Raw genomic sequence first — 15,895 nt, 5'->3', positions numbered from 1 at the left:
GGCCCGGTCTCCGCGGCCGGGGCGGGATCCGTGGTGTCGCAGCACGAAAACCCCCCATCCAGAACGAGGGACGACGGTTCACCGATGACCGACACAACCCAGGCGTCGACTTCAGCGACGCAGCCCACCATCCTGGAGATGCGTTCCATCACCAAGACCTTCCCCGGGGTCAAGGCGCTGTCCGACGTCTCGCTGTCGGTCCGTCGCGGTGAGGTGCACGCCATCTGCGGCGAGAACGGCGCCGGGAAGTCGACGCTGATGAAGGTCCTCTCCGGGGTCTACCCCTACGGGACCTACGAGGGCGAGATCCACTTCGACGGCAACCTCTCGCAGTTCTCGGGGATCGCCGACAGCGAGAAGACCGGCATCGCGATCATCCACCAGGAACTCGCGCTGGTGCCCTACCTGTCGGTCGCCGAGAACCTGTTCCTCGGCAACGAGATCAAGGGTCGCAGCGGTCTCATCGACTGGAACCGCACGAACGGTGAGGCGTCGAAGCTGCTGGCCCGCGTCGGTCTCGACGAGAACCCGACGACGCCGATCGGGCAGCTCGGGGTCGGCAAGCAGCAGCTGGTCGAGATCGCCAAGGCCATCAGCAAGGACGTCCGCCTGCTGATCCTCGACGAGCCGACCGCGGCGCTCAACGACAACGACTCCGCCCACCTCCTCGACCTGCTGCGCCAGCTGCGGGAGGAGGGGATGACCTGCATCATGATCTCGCACAAGCTGAACGAGATCGAGGCCATCTCGGACTCGGTGACGATCATCCGCGACGGTCGCACCATCGAGACCCTCGACATGCGCGCCGACGCCGTCACCGAGGACCGCATCATCCGCGGGATGGTCGGCCGTGACCTCGACAGCCGTTACCCCGAGCGCGAGTCGAACCCGGGCGAGGAGGTCCTCCGCATCGAGGACTGGACCGTCGGGCACCCCGTGCAGGACCGGTTGGTCGTCGACCACGCGAGCCTGAACGTGCGGGCCGGCGAGGTCGTGGGGATCGCCGGGCTGATGGGGGCCGGGCGCACCGAACTCGCGATGAGCGTCTTCGGCCGCAGCTACGGCCGCTACCTCGGTGGGCAGTTGTTCCACCGCGGCAAGCCCTTCCAGACCCGCAACGTCGGCGAGGCGATCAAGCACGGGCTGGCCTACGCCACCGAGGACCGCAAGAAGTACGGCCTCAACCTCATCGACGACATCAAGCGCAACGTCTCCGCAGCGGCTCTCGACAAACTCGCCACCGGCGGTTTCGTCAACGCCAACGAGGAGATCAAGGTCGCCGAGGACAGCAAGCGGAGCATGAACATCAAGGCTCCGACGGTGACGGCCCTGACCGGGAAGCTCTCCGGTGGGAACCAGCAGAAGGTCGTCCTGTCGAAGTGGATCTACTCCGACCCGGACGTGCTGATCCTCGACGAACCCACGCGCGGCATCGACGTCGGCGCGAAGTACGAGATCTACACGATCATCAACCGGTTGGTGGCCGCCGGCAAGGCCGTCATCGTGATCTCGTCCGAACTGCCCGAACTGCTGGGCATCTGCGACCGCATCTACACCCTCTCGGCCGGCCGGATCACCGGTGAGGTGCCGATCGCCGAAGCATCGCAGGAGAGCCTGATGGTCCTCATGACGAAGGACCGCTCGCTCACCACCACCCCCACCCCTCAGGAGCACACCGCATGAGCGGCACCAGCACGGTCAAGAAGGCGACGCCGCCGCCGGCGCCGAAGACCGGTTCGGCCAACCCCCTCGTCGCCATCACGGCGAACCTGCGCGAGAGCGGCATCTACATCGCGTTCGTCGTGGTCGTGGCGCTGTTCTGGCTGATCACCGACAACCACCTGTCGCTCAGCCCGGGCAACATCACCAACATCATCCTGCAGTACTCCTACGTCCTGGTGCTGGCCATCGGGATGGTCATCGTCATCGTCGCCGGCCACATCGACCTCTCGGTCGGGTCCGTCGTCGCCCTCACGGGGGCGGTCTCGGCGAAACTGGTGATCGGCGACGGTCACGCGTGGTGGGTCGGCATCCTCGCCGCCCTCGGGGTGGGCATCGTCATCGGTGCCTGGCAGGGTTTCTGGGTCGCCTTCGTCGGCATCCCCGCCTTCATCGTCACGCTGGCCGGGATGCTGCTGTTCCGCGGTTTCACGCTGTTCGTGCTGGACAACGTCTCGCTCTCGCCGTTCCCCGAGCAGTACGGCAAGGTCGCGACCGGGTTCATCAACGGCCTGTTCGGCGGGTACGGCTACGACGCGTTCACCCTCTTCATCGGGGTCGTCGCGGTCGTCGCGTTCGCCGTGGGTCAGTTCCGCACCCGGTTGGCCAAGGTCCGCTACCAGCAGGTCGTCGAGGCGCTCCCGCTGTTCGTGCTGCGCATCGTCCTGGTCGCGCTCGTCGTCATGGCCATCGCGTGGAAGCTCGCGCACAGCCGTGGTCTGCCGATCGTCCTCATCATCCTGGCCGTCCTGATCCTGGCCTACTCCGTGATCATGAAGAGCACGGTGTTCGGTCGTCAGGTGTACGCCATCGGCGGGAACCTCGCCGCGGCGCAGCTGTCCGGCGTGAACGTCCGTCGGGTGAACTTCTGGATCTTCGTCAACATGGGCTTCCTGGCCGCGGTCGCCGGGATCATCTTCTCCTCGCGGTCCAACGGCGCCCAGCCGGGCGCCGGCAACGGCTTCGAGCTCGACGCGATCGCCGCGGCCTTCATCGGTGGCGCGGCCGTCACCGGCGGCATCGGGAAGATCCAGGGCGCCATGATCGGTGGTCTGCTCGTCGGCGTGATCTCCAACGGCATGCAGCTGCTGGGCATCGACCAGTCCCTGCAGTCGGTCATCAAGGGCCTCGTGCTGCTGCTGGCCGTCGCGTTCGACGTCTACAACAAGCGTCGCGGTGGGGTGCGCTGACCCACCACCACCCACGACGAAGGGCCCGACCGGAGCGATCCGGTCGGGCCCTTCGTCGTTCTCGGGGGGGGGCGGGGCGGGGCAGGATCAGCGGCGCGACAGCCGGCGCCACAGGCTGTCCCGGCGCCGGTAGCGCGGGCAGTCGCACTCGCTGCAGTCGCTCCCGCGCCGGTAGTGCTGGTGGTGGACCGCGGGGTGCCCGCAGACGCAGAGGCGCTCGGGCTGTCCGCTCATCGCTTCCTCCGGCACTCGGGGGTTCCAGACTAGGTGATCCGTTAGGGTCCGACCGTGCTGAGAGTGGGCCTCACCGGGGGCATCGGGGCGGGGAAGTCGACCGTGTCGCGGTCGCTGGCGGCCCTGGGTGCCGTCATCGTCGACGCCGACCTGCTGGCCCGGGAGATCGTCGCCCCCGGGACACCGGGTCTGGCCTCGATCGTCGAGCACTTCGGGACCGGGGTCCTGGGGGCGGAGGGTGACCTCGACCGTCCGTCGTTGGGGCGCATCGTGTTCCAGGACGCGCAGGCCCGGACGGTGCTGAACGGCATCGTGCACCCGTTGGTCGCGGCCCGGCGGGCCGAGCTGGCCGCCGCCGCGCCGCCCGACGCGATCGTCGTCGAGGACGTCCCGCTCCTCGTGGAGACCGGGGCGGCGGCGGGCTTCCCGCTAGTCGTCGTCGTCGAGGCGCCGGAGCCGGAGCGGCTGCGCCGGCTCGTCGAGGACCGCGGGATGAGTCCGGAGGACGCCCGCGCGCGGCTCGCGGCCCAGGCCGGCGACGACGAACGCCGGGCGGTCGCCGACGTCCTGCTGGCGAACCCGCGCCGCCCAGCGGGAGCGCCGGACCCCCTCGCGGGGCTCGTCGAGACCCTCTGGCGGGAGCGGCTGCTCCCCTTCGAGGCCGGCCTCCGTGCCCGCCGGTCCGCCGCCCGCGGGCCGGTGGCGCTGGTGGACCCCGACCCGGGCTGGGCGGCCGCCGGTGCGCGTACCTGCGCCCGGGTGTCCCGGGTGGCGGGCGCGCGGGCCCTCGACGTGCAGCACACCGGCTCCACCGCCGTCCCCGGGCTGGTGGCCAAGGACGTGATCGACGTGCAGGTCGTGGTGGCCGACCTCGAGACGGCGGCCGCGGTGGCCGAGGACCTGCTCGCCGTCGGGCTGGTCCGCGAGCCGGGGCGCTGGTGGGACCGGTTGCCCGGCGGGGGCGAGGTGGACAAGGCCCTGGCCTCCAACGCCGATCCCGGCCGGGCCGTCAACTGCCACGTCCGGCCGGTCTCCTCGCCCGCCGTCGCGCACGTGCTGGCCTTCCGGGACGCGCTCCGGGCCGACGCCGGGTTGCGCGAGCGCTACGTCGCGCTCAAGCGGGCCCTCGCGGCGTCCACCGACGACACCGAGGCCTACGCCGCGGGCAAGTCCGCCTTCGTGGACGAGGTGCTCGCGCAGCGCTGAGGGGCTCGTGTCGGAGGTCCCGCCTAGGCTTCCCCCCATGCGGCCGACGACAGACATCGAGCGCCGGGTGGCGCCCTTCGAGGTGGTCTCCGAGTTCTCCCCCTCGGGCGACCAGCCCGCGGCCATCGCGGAGCTCGCGAAGCGGGTGAACGCGGGGGAGCAGGACGTCGTGCTCCTCGGCGCGACGGGTACCGGCAAGTCGGCGACGACGGCGTGGCTCATCGAGCAGGTCCAGCGGCCCACCCTGGTGATGGCCCCGAACAAGACCCTCGCGGCCCAGCTGGCCAACGAGTTCCGCGAACTTCTGCCCAACAACGCGGTCGAGTACTTCGTCTCCTACTACGACTACTACCAGCCCGAGGCCTACGTCCCGCAGTCGGACACCTACATCGAGAAGGACTCCTCGGTCAACGACGAGGTCGAACGGCTGCGGCACTCGGCCACCAACTCGCTGCTGACCCGTCGCGACGTCATCGTCGTGGCCTCGGTGTCGTGCATCTACGGGCTGGGTACCCCGCAGGAGTACGTCGACCGCATGGTCCCGCTCAAGGTCGGTGACACGATCGAGCGCGACGACCTGCTGCGCAAGTTCATCGTCGAGCAGTACACCCGCAACGACCTCGCCTTCACCCGTGGCACCTTCCGCGTCCGCGGGGACACCGTGGAGATCATCCCGGTGTACGAGGAGCACGCGATCCGCATCGAGTTCTTCGGTGACGAGATCGACAAGCTCTACACGCTGAACCCCCTCACCGGGGAGGTCCTGCGCGAGGAGGAGCACGTCTACATCTTCCCGGCCTCGCACTACGTGGCCGGCCCCGAACGGCTGGAACGCGCCATCGGGACGATCGAGGCCGAACTCACCGAACGCCTCGCCGAACTCGAGCAGCAGGGCAAGCTGCTCGAGGCGCAGCGGCTGCGCATGCGCACCACCTACGACATCGAGATGCTGCGCCAGGTCGGCTCCTGCTCCGGGGTGGAGAACTACTCCCGCCACTTCGACAACCGGGCCCCCGGGTCGGCGTCGAACACCCTGCTGGACTACTTCCCCGAGGACTTCCTCCTCGTCATCGACGAGTCGCACGTCACCGTCCCCCAGATCGGGGGGATGTTCGAGGGGGACATGTCCCGCAAGCGGACCCTCGTCGACTTCGGGTTCCGCCTGCCCAGCGCCATGGACAACCGGCCGTTGCGCTGGGAGGAGTTCCTCGAGCGCACCGGGCAGACGGTCTACCTCTCGGCCACCCCGGGGCAGTACGAACTCTCCCGCGGGAAGGGCGTCGTCGAGCAGATCATCCGCCCGACGGGACTCGTCGACCCGCAGGTCGTGGTCAAACCCACCAAGGGCCAGATCGACGACCTGCTGCACGAGATCCGCCTGCGCACCGACAAGGACGAGCGCGTCCTCGTGACGACGCTGACGAAGAAGATGGCCGAGGACCTCACCGACTACTTCCTCGACCAGGGCGTCCGGGTCCGCTACCTGCACTCCGACATCGACACCCTGCGCCGGGTGGAACTGCTGCGGGAGCTGCGTCAGGGCGAGTACGACGTCCTCGTCGGGATCAACCTGCTGCGCGAGGGCCTCGACCTGCCCGAGGTGTCGCTGGTGGCGATCCTCGACGCCGACAAGGAGGGGTTCCTCCGCTCGGCCACCTCGCTGATCCAGACGATCGGACGCGCCGCCCGCAACGTGTCGGGCGAGGTGCACATGTACGCCGATCGCATCACCGCCTCGATGGAGCAGGCGATCGAGGAGACGAACCGTCGCCGCGAGAAGCAGGTCGCCTACAACCTCGAGCGCGGGGTCGACCCGCAGCCGCTGCGCAAGCGCATCGCCGACATCACCGACCTCATCGCCCGCGAGGACGCCGACACCGCCGACCTCCTCGCCGCCGCGAGCCAGGGCGGCAGCGGACGTTCGCAGTCGCGGGGGAAGGCCCCGACCCCGGCGAAGAGCAAGGGCCGGAAGGCCGCGCAGGGCGAGACGGCGGCCCCCCGCCCGGGCATGGCCCAGGCCGACCTCGCCCAGCTCATCCAGGAACTCTCCGACCAGATGCACGGTGCCGCCGCGGAACTGCAGTTCGAGCTCGCGGCCCGGCTGCGGGACGAGGTCGGGGACCTGAAGAAGGAACTGCGGGGGATGCAGGCGGCTCAGGGCGCCTGATCCTGGTCCTTCGTGAGGTGCAGCAGGAGGTTCTCCGGCTTCGGCCCGCCGGTGCGGATCAGCGCGTACCGGCGGGTCCCCGCGCGCCCGTGCAGGGCGAACAGGGTGCGGCGCCCGGTGCGGTCCAGCAGTTCCCACCAGCCGGTGTCGGCGATGGCCTTGTCCTCGTCGGTGTAGGTGAGGTGGGCCAGGTCGTGGTCGGGGACGGCGATCGCCAGCCGGTCGGCGGCCGGCGACGTCGGCAGCCCCTTCGGCAGTGCCCACGAGCGCAGCACCCCGTCCTCCTCCAGGCGGAGGTCGTGGTGCGGACGGGGCCTGCGGTGCTCGTGCAGGACGAAGGCCGGGCGCTGCGTCACCCGCTGCGTCACCTCCTGCATCACCTCGAGCGCCGGGTCAGGGCGCGCCGGGCAGGCCCGGGACGGGGGAGACGCTGCCGGTCTCGGTGAGGTGGGCCATCAGCGTCTCGCCGATCCCGCGCAACTGCTCGAGCTGGGTGGGGGAGAGCTGGTCGAAGAGGTCGCGCCGCACGGTCTCCACGTGGCCCGGGGCGGCCTGGGCGAGGGCGGTGAAACCCTCGTCGGTGAGGACGGCGAGGTAACCCCGGCCGTCGGTGGGGCAGGCTTCGCGACGGACCCAGCCCCGTTCCTCCATCCGGGCCACGGCGTGCGAGACGCGGCTGCGGGAGGACAGCGAGGACTCCGCGAGCTCGCTCATGCGCAGCGAGCGGTCCGGGGCCTCCGAGAGGCGCACCAGCATCTCGTAGTACGTGAGGACGATCCCGGAGTCCTGCTGCAGCTGCCGGTCGAAGCGGTCCAGCAACAGCTGCATGGTCGACAGGAAGGTCCGCCAGGTCACCTGCTCGTCGTCGTCCAGCCACCGGGTGCCCTCGCCCGTCACCGGGCCCGGTTCGGCGTCCTGCGACGCGGTGGTGCTCTGGACCTCGATCAGCGTGCCGGATGGTGCCATGTCCCCAGCTTATGCAGTGCTTTCAACTACCGCGTCCGCCGAACGGCTGACCCTGAGGTGGGCCTTCGTCACCGACGGGGTCCCCGAACACCGTCCGAACGCCGCGGAGGCTCGTGTCGGAGGTGACGCCTAGGGTTGCCCCGTGGCCACTCGCTCTCCCTCCTCCAGTCCGCGCACCCCGGGTCCCCGCTCGAAGACCGCCGCCAGCGCGGCGACGCGATCGGTGACCTCCGCCCGGGTGGCCAACGACCGTCTCGTCGTGCGCGGCGCCCGTGAGCACAACCTGAAGAACGTCTCCGTCGACCTGCCCCGGGACAGCCTCGTCGTCTTCACGGGCCTCTCGGGTTCGGGCAAGTCCTCGCTGGCCTTCGACACGATCTTCGCCGAGGGGCAGCGCCGCTACGTCGAGTCGCTCTCGGCCTACGCCCGCCAGTTCCTGGGTCAGATGGACAAGCCCGACGTCGACTTCATCGAGGGGCTCTCCCCGGCCGTCTCGATCGACCAGAAGTCGACCTCGCGCAACCCCCGCTCCACCGTCGGGACGATCACCGAGGTCTACGACTACCTCCGTCTGCTCTACGCCCGTGCGGGGCGGCCGCACTGCCCCGTCTGCGGGGAGCCGATCGGTCGCCAGACCCCGCAGCAGATCGTCGACCAGCTGCTGGAGATGGCCGAGGGCACCCGCTTCCAGGTCCTCGCCCCGATGGTGCGCGACCGCAAGGGCGAGTACGCCGACCTCTTCCGCGAGCTGCAGACCAAGGGCTTCGCCCGCGCCCGCGTCGACGGCGAGGTCGTGGCCCTCGACAACCCGCCGGAGCTGCAGAAGAAGCTCAAGCACACCATCGAGGTCATCGTCGACCGCCTCGTCCTCAAGGACGGTGTGAAGCGGCGCCTCACCGACTCCGTCGAGACGGCCCTCGTCCTCTCCGCCGGGCTGCTGGTCGTGGACCTCGTCGACGTCGAGGGTCCCGAGGGAGAACGTCGCTTCTCCGAGAAGATGGCCTGCCCCAACGAGCACCCGCTGGACATCGACGACATCGAACCGCGGAGCTTCTCCTTCAACGCACCCTTCGGCGCCTGCCCGGAGTGCACCGGCATCGGCACCCAGCTCGAGGTCGACCCCGAGCTCGTCGTCCCCGACGAGGACCTCTCGCTCAACGAGGGCGCCATCGCACCCTGGGCCAGCAGTTCCGCCGACTACTTCCAGCGGCTCATGACGGCGCTCGCGGCCGACCTCGCCTTCTCGATGGACGTCCCGTGGCGGGCCCTGCCCAAGCGCGCCAAGGACGCGTTGCTGCGCGGCAAGGACCACGAGGTCCACGTCCGCTACAAGAACCGCTGGGGGCGCGAACGCTCGTACTCCACCGGCTTCGAGGGCGTCGTCGACTTCATCAAGCGCCGCCACGGCGAGACCGAGTCGGACATGAGCAAGGAGCGCTACGAGGGCTACATGCGCGAGACGCCGTGCCCGGTGTGTCACGGGGCCCGGCTCAAGCCCTCGATCCTCGCGGTGAAGGTCGGCGACCGCTCGATCTCCGAGGTCTGCGCGATGCCGCTCGACGAGTGCTCGACGTTCCTCAACGCCCTGCAGCTCTCGACGCGGGAGAAGCGGATCGCCGCGCAGGTGCTCAAGGAGATCCAGGCCCGGTTGGGGTTCCTCCTCGACGTCGGCCTGGACTACCTCTCGCTGGACCGGCCGGCGGGCACGCTGTCCGGCGGGGAGGCCCAGCGCATCCGGCTCGCGACGCAGATCGGTTCCGGCCTCGTCGGGGTCCTCTACGTCCTCGACGAGCCGAGCATCGGGCTGCACCAGCGCGACAACCGCCGCCTCATCGACACCCTGACCCGGCTGCGCGACCTGGGCAACACCCTCATCGTCGTCGAGCACGACGAGGACACCGTCCGGGTGGCCGACTGGATCGTGGACTTCGGTCCGGGGGCGGGGGAGCGCGGTGGTGAGGTCGTGCACTCGGGCGACTTCAAGGGCCTGCTGGAGAACCCGCGCTCGCTCACCGGGCAGTACCTCTCCGGGGCCCGGGCCATCGAGGTCCCCGAGCAGCGCCGTCCGATCGACCCGGCCCGCAAGCTCGTGGTCACGGGGGCGCGGCAGAACAACCTGCAGGACGTCACGGTCGAGTTCCCGCTGGGCTGCCTGGTCGGCGTGACGGGGGTGTCGGGGTCGGGGAAGTCGACACTGGTCAACGACATCCTCTACACGGTCCTGGCCAACCAGCTCAACGGTGCCCGCCGGGTGCCGGGGCGGCACAAGGCCGTCAAGGGCCTCGAGCACCTCGACAAGGTCGTGCACGTCGACCAGAGCCCGATCGGGCGCACGCCGCGCTCGAACCCCGCCACCTACACCGGTGTCTTCGACCACATCCGCAAGCTGTTCGCCTCCGCCCCGGAGGCCAAGCTGCGCGGCTACCAGGCCGGCCGGTTCTCCTTCAACGTCAAGGGCGGCCGCTGCGAGGCGTGCTCCGGTGACGGGACGCTGAAGATCGAGATGAACTTCCTCCCCGACGTCTACGTCCCGTGCGAGGTCTGCCACGGTGCGCGCTACAACCGCGAGACGCTCGAGGTGCACTTCAAGGGCAAGACCATCGCCGAGGTCCTCGACATGCCCATCGAGGAGGCCAAGGACTTCTTCGCGGCCGTCCCGGCGATCTCACGGTTCATGACGACCCTCACCGAGGTCGGTCTCGGCTACGTCCGTCTCGGGCAGCCGGCGACGACGCTGTCGGGGGGCGAGGCGCAGCGGGTGAAGCTCGCCTCGGAGCTGCAGAAGCGCTCCAACGGCCGGACGATCTACGTCCTCGACGAACCCACCACGGGTCTGCACTTCGAGGACATCCGCCGTCTGCTCGGTGTCGTGCAGGGTCTCGTCGACAAGGGCAACAGCGTCCTGGTCATCGAGCACAACCTCGACGTCATCAAGTCCGCCGACTGGCTGGTGGACATGGGTCCCGAGGGTGGCAACGGCGGCGGCACGGTCGTGGCCGAGGGCACTCCCGAGGACGTCGCGGCGAACCCGGACAGCTACACCGGCCAGTTCCTCGCCGAGGTGCTCAAGACCCCGACGGCAGCGACGACGACGTCGCGTCGGCGAGCCCGCGCGAGCTGAGCCCCGCCTGTGGGCGACGGGTGATCGGGGCTGCTGAGGGCCCCGATCACCTACTCCCCGTGAAGGTCCGGTGCCCGCTTCGGCAACTGCCGGTCACCGTCGAGAACGCTTCGTGTTTCTCGCGCGCAGATCGGGGGTTTGCCGTCCCGACGGTCGTCCCGCCTGTCACACTCCTCGTGATCACGCGCGGATTCCGGGGGGTCTCCGCGCGGTAGCGACCTGGGGGGACGTTGAACGACACCGTGACCACGAGCACCGCACCGCCGCGGGGGGCCGTGCTCCAGGGACCCCTCGTCGCGGGGACCACGGATCGTCTCGGGGAGAAGCACATGGGGCAGAGGAGTACGACGTGAGCGCGCTCGTCGTGGAGGGTGTGACCGGCCGCGCCGGCACCGACCAGCCGGTCGTCGTCATCGGGGCCGGTCCCGCCGGGCTGGCCGCCGCCGAGCACCTGCTCGACGCCGGGGCCCAGGTCGTCGTCGTCGACGGCGCCCCCGGGGTCGGTGGTCTGTCCCGCTCGATCGAGTTGTGGGGCCACCGCTTCGACCTCGGCCCCCACAGCTTCCGGTCCGACGCCCACCCGGAGTCGGTGACCCGGTGGCTGGACCTCGCGGGCGCCGTCGGCGGGGTGGAACGCACCCGGGCGCGGCGATCCGCCGTCTGGCGCGGACGTGTCGTGGGTCTCCCGCCCCGTCCCGGGCAGGTCCTGCGCACCGTCGGCGCCGGAGCCGCGGCCCGCACCGCCGGTGCCCGCCTCGCCGCGACGCTGGACCGCCGCGAACCCCGCACCCCCGTCGACGCCTACCAGGCGCTCGTCGCGAGCCACGGCCGCGCCATCGTCGAGGAACTCCTCGTCCCCTACACGCGCAAGCACCTCGGGGCCCACCCCCGCGACCTGTCCCCGGCCTTCGCCGACGAGCTGCAGGCCACCCGCCGCGGCGGGGAGCGACCCGTCGAACTCCTCACCCCGCGCGAGGGGACCGGCGCCGTCTGGGACGAGCTGGCCCGTCGGCTGCGCGCCCGCGGCGCCCGCATCCTGCTCGGCACCAGCGTGACCGGGCTGAGCGCCACCGACGGCCGGGTCACCGCCGTCCGGGTGCGCGACACCTCCGCCGAGTTCTCGATCGCCGCCCGCGCCGTGGTCTCCAGCGTCCCCGCGCACGTGCTGCTGCGGTGGCTCCCCGGTACCACCGCCCCGGCCGGCCCGTCGCTGCGCAGCCGCGACACCTACCTCGTCCACCTGCTCCTCGACGGGGACGTCGGCCAGGACAGCCACCACGTCACCGCCTACGACGAGTCGCTGCGCGTCGGACGCCTCACCAACACCCGGGTCTGGCGGCCCGCCGCGTTCCGCGACGAACCCCGGACCGTCCTCTGCGCGGAGTTCTGGAGCTCCGGCGACGACGACCTGTCGGCCCGGACCGACCACGAGCTCGCCCAGCTCGCCATCGCGGAACTCCCCGCCTTCGGGGTGGACCGCGGCGTCCGCGTCCTGGACCACGACGTGCTCCGCCTGCCGCGCAGCGTGCCCGTGCTGACCCGTGGCGTCGAAGCGGCCCGCGCGCAGCTCGACGTCCAGCTCGACGCGTTCTCCAACCTCGCCCGGGTCGGGCGCCACGGGCGCCACGACGGGGACGGGCAGGAGGACGCGCTGCTCACGGGCCGCAGCATCGACGCGCACGTCCTCACCGCCTGACGCACCCACGCGACAGCGGCCGGGGGCTCAGACCTGGAAGCTGCGGACCGCCTCGTCGAGGCGGGCGGCCGAGCGCGCGACCTGCTCGGCCGCGTCCGCCGTGCGCTGGGCGTCACCCGTCGTGCGGTTCACGTCCTGCGCCATCCCCGTGATGGACCGGGTGACGTCGCTGGACCCCGCCGCGATCTCCTCGACGTTGCGGACCATCTCCCGCGTCGTCGCGGTCTGCTCCTCCACGGCGCTCGCGATCGTCGACTGGATCGCGCTGATGCGTTCCACGACCTCGTCGATGCGCCCGATCGCGACGCTGGCCGCGGCCGCGTCCTGCTGCGCCGCAGCGATCTTCGCGACGATCGTCTCCGACGTGCGCGCCGACTCGGTGGCGAGCTCCTTCACCTCGCTGGCGACGACGGCGAACCCCTTGCCGTACTCACCGGCGCGAGCGGCCTCGATGGTCGCGTTCAGGGCCAGCAGGTTCGTCTGCTCGGCGATGGAGGTGATGACCTTCACGATGTCGCCGATCTCCGCCGACGACCGGGCCAGGCCCTGGACCGTGCGGGCCGCGTCCCCGGACGCCGCGACGGCGTCGTGGGCGACCTGGCTGGCCTCGGTGGTCGCCGCCGCGATCTGGGCGATGGCCTGTTCCATCTCCGCGCTGGAGTCGGCGACGGAACGGATCGTCACCGAGATCTCCTCCGACGCCGCCGAACCCGCGTCGGCCTGGGACGCGGACCCCGCGGCCCGGTCGCGCAGGTCACCGGAGACGCCGGTCAGGTCCGCCGCGGACGCCGTCAGCTCGTCGCTGGAGCGCGCGACCTGGGACAGCAGGCCCGACATCCGGTCCAGGGCGGTGTTCAACGCCAGGGTCATCCGCCCGATCTCGTCGTGACGACCCACCTCGCCGCGCTGGTCCAGGCGTCCGTCGGCCAGCGCCTCCAGCACCGTGACCGTCGCGCGCAACCGCCGGCGCAACGACGTCACCACCGTCAGCGCGACGGCCGCCAGCAGAGCGGCGACGACGGCGGCCGTGGCCAGCGTCAGCAGCTGCGCCTTGCGCCGGGCACCGTCCGCCGCGGTGATGGCCCCGGCGCGGGCGGTGGACGCCTGCTCACGGACCTGCGGCAGCGCCGCGGCGACCGTCGTGGCCTGCGCGGTGAACGCCGGCACGGCTTCGCGGGCCGCGACCTGACCCGGGTCGGTGACGTCGTGGTTGGCGAGCGAGACCACCCGCTGCCCCAGCGTGATGAGCTGCTCGGACTGGGTCAGCAGCTGTTCGGCGGCCGCGCGCGTCTGCGGGTTGCCCGCCGCGGCCAGCTCGCGCAACGCCGATCGGAGCGCGACGGCGTCGTCGCCCAGCGCGGACATCGCGGCCTGCCGGTCGGCGGCGTTCGCGGCCACCACCGACACCAGGACGTCCGCGCGCAGGGCGGCCTGCTGCGCGTCGACCGTCTCGGCCAGGGTGGCGGCCCGCTCCGCACGCACCAGCGTGGTCCGGGCGGTGTCCTGGCTCGCGGAACCGACGAGGCCGATGGTGCCCACGGCAGCGACACCCACCAGGCCGGTGACCGCGAGCAGCGCGACCCGGGTGGCGAGACTCGTCGAACGGCGGGGGGCGGCGGTCGTGCTGGACATGCGGGGCTCCTGACCGGTCGGTGGGGACCAGACCCCACGAGGTTCGGCATCGGCGTCCCGTCACGGTGACTGAACCACTTGCGCCGAGGAAGCGACACCCGAACGGGTGAACGGGCCCACCGCCCCAGCTGCCGATGGACACAGCGGGGGCCCCACCGGGCCCCTTCGTCGCCGGAGTCCGAGGAGCCACCGTGCCCGCACCGCTGTCCCGATCCCGGGCGCTCACCGCCACGCTCGTCCTCGCGGCGACCCTGCCGGTCCTGGCCGGCTGCGGGGGAGACGCCTCCGCCACCGCCCCCGCCTCGAAGGTCGCGGTCGACCTCCCCCTGCTCACGCCCGGGACCCTCACGGTGGCCACCGACGCCACCTACGCCCCGATGGAGTCGATGAACGGCACCGCGTTCACCGGTGCCGACATCGACGTGGTCACCGACCTGGCCCAGCGGATGGGCCTGAAGGTGACCTTCGTCCAGACCGGCTTCGACGACCTCATCGACACCGTCGGCGCGCACCGGGCCGACCTCGTCGTCTCCTCGATGACCGACCGAGCCGCCCGCCAGGAGAAGGTCGACTTCGTCGACTACTTCATCGCCGGCAGCCAGGCCATCGCCGCGGCCGGGAACCCCCTCGGCCTGGCCGCGCCCGACACGTGGTGCGGGCACACCGCGGCCGTCAACTCCGGCACGACCAACGGCGACCTCGTCGCCGCGCAGTCCGCGCTCTGCACCGCCGCCGGGCGACCCGCCGTCGCGATCGTCGACGTCCCCAACGGCAAGAGCGCGGACCGGGTCGCGGCGGGTGCCGCCGACTTCGGCGTCGAGGACTACCCCTCGGCCGCCGACCTCGTCGCCACCTCGAGCGGCGCGCTCTCCCTCGCCGGGGACCCGCTGCAGGCCGCGCCCTACGGCCTGGGGTTCGCCAAGGACCGCAGCGACCTGCGCGACGCCGTCCAGGTCGCCCTCCAGCAGTCCATCGCCGCCGGCCGCTACGACGAGATCCTCAAGGCCCACGGCGTCGAGGCCGCCGCCCTGCGCACCACCGCGATCAACGGCGGCGCCTGAGGTCCGGGGCTGCGGGGGCGAGGCCTAGGCTGGGGTCGTGAACACGACGTGGTGGCGCACCCATCCGGTGGGGCACCGGCTCCTGGCCGTCCTGGTCTGCGAGGTCCTCTACCTGGGTCTCCCGGGCCGCGGGGTCCTCGCCCTGGTCTGGTTCGCGCTGGACCTGTGGCTGCTGCACCGCATCCGGCGCAGCAGCGGTCTGGCCTGGGTCGTGCTCCTCGCCCTCTCCGTCCTCGCCGGTGCCCTGGGGGTCGCCTCGCTCGTGGTGGTGGGGTTCGGCGTCGCGGCCCTGGCCGCCGTCGTGCTGAACGCCGCCGTCGCGGTCCTGCTCCTCACCCGTCCCGTCCGCGGCTGGGTCGCCCGCTCGGGGTTGATGTCGCTCCCGGGTGAGCACTGAGCGGTGGGTGTTCGCAACGTCCTCGTCGAAGGGGTCTCCGGCAGCGGCAAGACCTCGGTCTGCCGGGAGTTGCAGCGGCGCGGTCACCACGCCGTCAACGGCGACACCGAACTCGCGTACCAGGGGGACCCGGTAACCGGTGAGCCCACGACCGGTCGCACCCACGACCACCACCTGTGGCGGGTGGACGCGGTCCGCGCGCTGGTCGCGGACCGGAGCACCCCGGCCACCTTCTTCTGCGGGGGCTCGCGCAACCACGCGGCGTTCCTCGACCTCTTCGACGCCGTCGTCGTGCTCGACCTCGACCGCGCGACCCTGATCGCCCGCCTCGCCGCGCGCGGCGACGACGAGTTCGGCGGGCGGCCCGAGGAGCGCGACCTCGTCCTGCGGGTGCACGCCACCGGGGAGGACCTGCCGCGCGACGCCGTCCGGATCGACGCCACGGCCCCGTTGTCGCGGGTCGTCGAGGAGATCCTCCGCCACGCCGGCTGAGGCCTCATCCTGGT

The 15,895-nt window shown here is 71.5% G+C and carries 13 protein-coding genes; 9 read left to right on the top strand and 4 right to left on the bottom strand.

The window, feature by feature from the left end; translation table 11 throughout:
* Nucleotides 1-84 precede the first annotated feature (84 nt).
* Both mmsA and mmsB read left to right on the top strand, forming a co-directional pair.
* A complete protein-coding gene (gene mmsA / locus AC0I8G_RS06740) occupies nt 85-1,683 on the top strand; it encodes a multiple monosaccharide ABC transporter ATP-binding protein (protein WP_380256364.1) in 1,599 nt (532 codons plus the stop codon).
* Entirely contained in the window at nt 1,680-2,909 is a 1,230-nt protein-coding gene (gene mmsB, locus AC0I8G_RS06735) for a multiple monosaccharide ABC transporter permease (RefSeq protein ID WP_380156587.1), read from the top strand. Before mmsA ends, mmsB begins: the two co-directional genes overlap by 4 nt.
* Before the next feature lie 87 nt (nt 2,910-2,996).
* Here mmsB and AC0I8G_RS06730 read toward each other — a convergent pair whose 3' ends face one another.
* Nucleotides 2,997-3,143: a hypothetical protein gene (locus AC0I8G_RS06730; RefSeq protein WP_471729251.1), complete on the bottom strand. Its 147-nt coding sequence runs from the start codon at nt 3,141-3,143 to the stop codon at nt 2,997-2,999.
* Nucleotides 3,144-3,197: 54 nt separating this feature from the next.
* Between AC0I8G_RS06730 and coaE the strand changes: the two genes are divergently transcribed.
* Nucleotides 3,198-4,349, top strand: coding sequence for a dephospho-CoA kinase (coaE, locus tag AC0I8G_RS06725; RefSeq protein ID WP_471729250.1), 1,152 nt, complete (start codon nt 3,198-3,200; stop codon nt 4,347-4,349).
* A gap of 37 nt (nt 4,350-4,386) precedes the next feature.
* The gene (gene uvrB, locus AC0I8G_RS06720) at nt 4,387-6,516 is read left to right on the top strand and encodes an excinuclease ABC subunit UvrB (protein WP_471729249.1); all 2,130 of its coding nucleotides are present in this window, start codon (nt 4,387-4,389) and stop codon (nt 6,514-6,516) included.
* On the opposite strand, the gene AC0I8G_RS06715 is transcribed toward uvrB, so the two are convergent.
* Both AC0I8G_RS06715 and AC0I8G_RS06710 read right to left on the bottom strand, forming a co-directional pair.
* On the bottom strand, nt 6,504-6,872 hold the full coding sequence (locus AC0I8G_RS06715) for a DNA polymerase ligase N-terminal domain-containing protein (protein ID WP_471729248.1): 369 nt from the start codon (nt 6,870-6,872) through the stop codon (nt 6,504-6,506). The two genes, uvrB and AC0I8G_RS06715, sit on opposite strands and share 13 nt — an antisense overlap.
* Nucleotides 6,873-6,909: 37 nt before the next feature.
* Complete coding sequence (locus AC0I8G_RS06710; RefSeq protein WP_471729247.1) at nt 6,910-7,482, bottom strand: MarR family winged helix-turn-helix transcriptional regulator; 573 nt, start codon at nt 7,480-7,482, stop codon at nt 6,910-6,912.
* 223 nt (nt 7,483-7,705) lie between these two features.
* On the opposite strand from AC0I8G_RS06710, the gene uvrA reads away from it, so the two are divergent.
* Together uvrA and AC0I8G_RS06700 are read left to right on the top strand one after the other, a co-directional pair.
* On the top strand, nt 7,706-10,603 hold the full coding sequence (uvrA, locus tag AC0I8G_RS06705) for an excinuclease ABC subunit UvrA (RefSeq protein ID WP_471729407.1): 2,898 nt from the start codon (nt 7,706-7,708) through the stop codon (nt 10,601-10,603).
* A gap of 349 nt (nt 10,604-10,952) precedes the next feature.
* Complete coding sequence (locus AC0I8G_RS06700) at nt 10,953-12,299, top strand: protoporphyrinogen/coproporphyrinogen oxidase (RefSeq protein WP_471729246.1); 1,347 nt, start codon at nt 10,953-10,955, stop codon at nt 12,297-12,299.
* 27 nt (nt 12,300-12,326) lie between these two features.
* Here the strand turns inward: AC0I8G_RS06700 and AC0I8G_RS06695 are convergent, their stop codons facing one another.
* On the bottom strand, nt 12,327-13,931 hold the full coding sequence (locus AC0I8G_RS06695) for a methyl-accepting chemotaxis protein (RefSeq protein ID WP_471729245.1): 1,605 nt from the start codon (nt 13,929-13,931) through the stop codon (nt 12,327-12,329).
* Between the two features lie 191 nt (nt 13,932-14,122).
* Here AC0I8G_RS06695 and AC0I8G_RS06690 point away from each other — a divergent pair, with 191 nt between their 5' ends.
* The 3 genes from AC0I8G_RS06690 to AC0I8G_RS06680 are packed head-to-tail and all read left to right on the top strand — an operon-like array spanning nt 14,123 to nt 15,881.
* Nucleotides 14,123-14,992, top strand: a complete 870-nt coding sequence (locus AC0I8G_RS06690; RefSeq protein WP_471729244.1) for an ABC transporter substrate-binding protein — start codon at nt 14,123-14,125, stop codon at nt 14,990-14,992.
* 37 nt (nt 14,993-15,029) lie between these two features.
* Nucleotides 15,030-15,389 carry a hypothetical protein gene (locus AC0I8G_RS06685; protein ID WP_471729243.1) on the top strand — a complete coding sequence of 120 codons (360 nt, stop codon included), beginning with the start codon at nt 15,030-15,032 and terminating at the stop codon, nt 15,387-15,389.
* Between the two features lie 3 nt (nt 15,390-15,392).
* Nucleotides 15,393-15,881 carry an AAA family ATPase gene (locus AC0I8G_RS06680; protein WP_471729242.1) on the top strand — a complete coding sequence of 163 codons (489 nt, stop codon included), beginning with the start codon at nt 15,393-15,395 and terminating at the stop codon, nt 15,879-15,881.
* Nucleotides 15,882-15,895: the final 14 nt, after the last annotated feature.

The organism is Kineococcus sp. AC630 (assembly GCF_979255925.1).
This window is presented reverse-complemented; position numbering and strand designations above follow the sequence as displayed.

Coding starts and splice junctions, on each gene's coding strand:
- AC0I8G_RS06710 (WP_471729247.1), bottom strand. CDS start 7,482: ATGGCACCATCCGGCACGCTGATCGAGGTCCAGAGCACCACCGCGTCG.
- mmsA (WP_380256364.1), top strand. CDS start 85: ATGACCGACACAACCCAGGCGTCGACTTCAGCGACGCAGCCCACCATC.
- uvrB (WP_471729249.1), top strand. CDS start 4,387: ATGCGGCCGACGACAGACATCGAGCGCCGGGTGGCGCCCTTCGAGGTG.
- mmsB (WP_380156587.1), top strand. CDS start 1,680: ATGAGCGGCACCAGCACGGTCAAGAAGGCGACGCCGCCGCCGGCGCCG.
- AC0I8G_RS06695 (WP_471729245.1), bottom strand. CDS start 13,931: ATGTCCAGCACGACCGCCGCCCCCCGCCGTTCGACGAGTCTCGCCACC.
- AC0I8G_RS06730 (WP_471729251.1), bottom strand. CDS start 3,143: ATGAGCGGACAGCCCGAGCGCCTCTGCGTCTGCGGGCACCCCGCGGTC.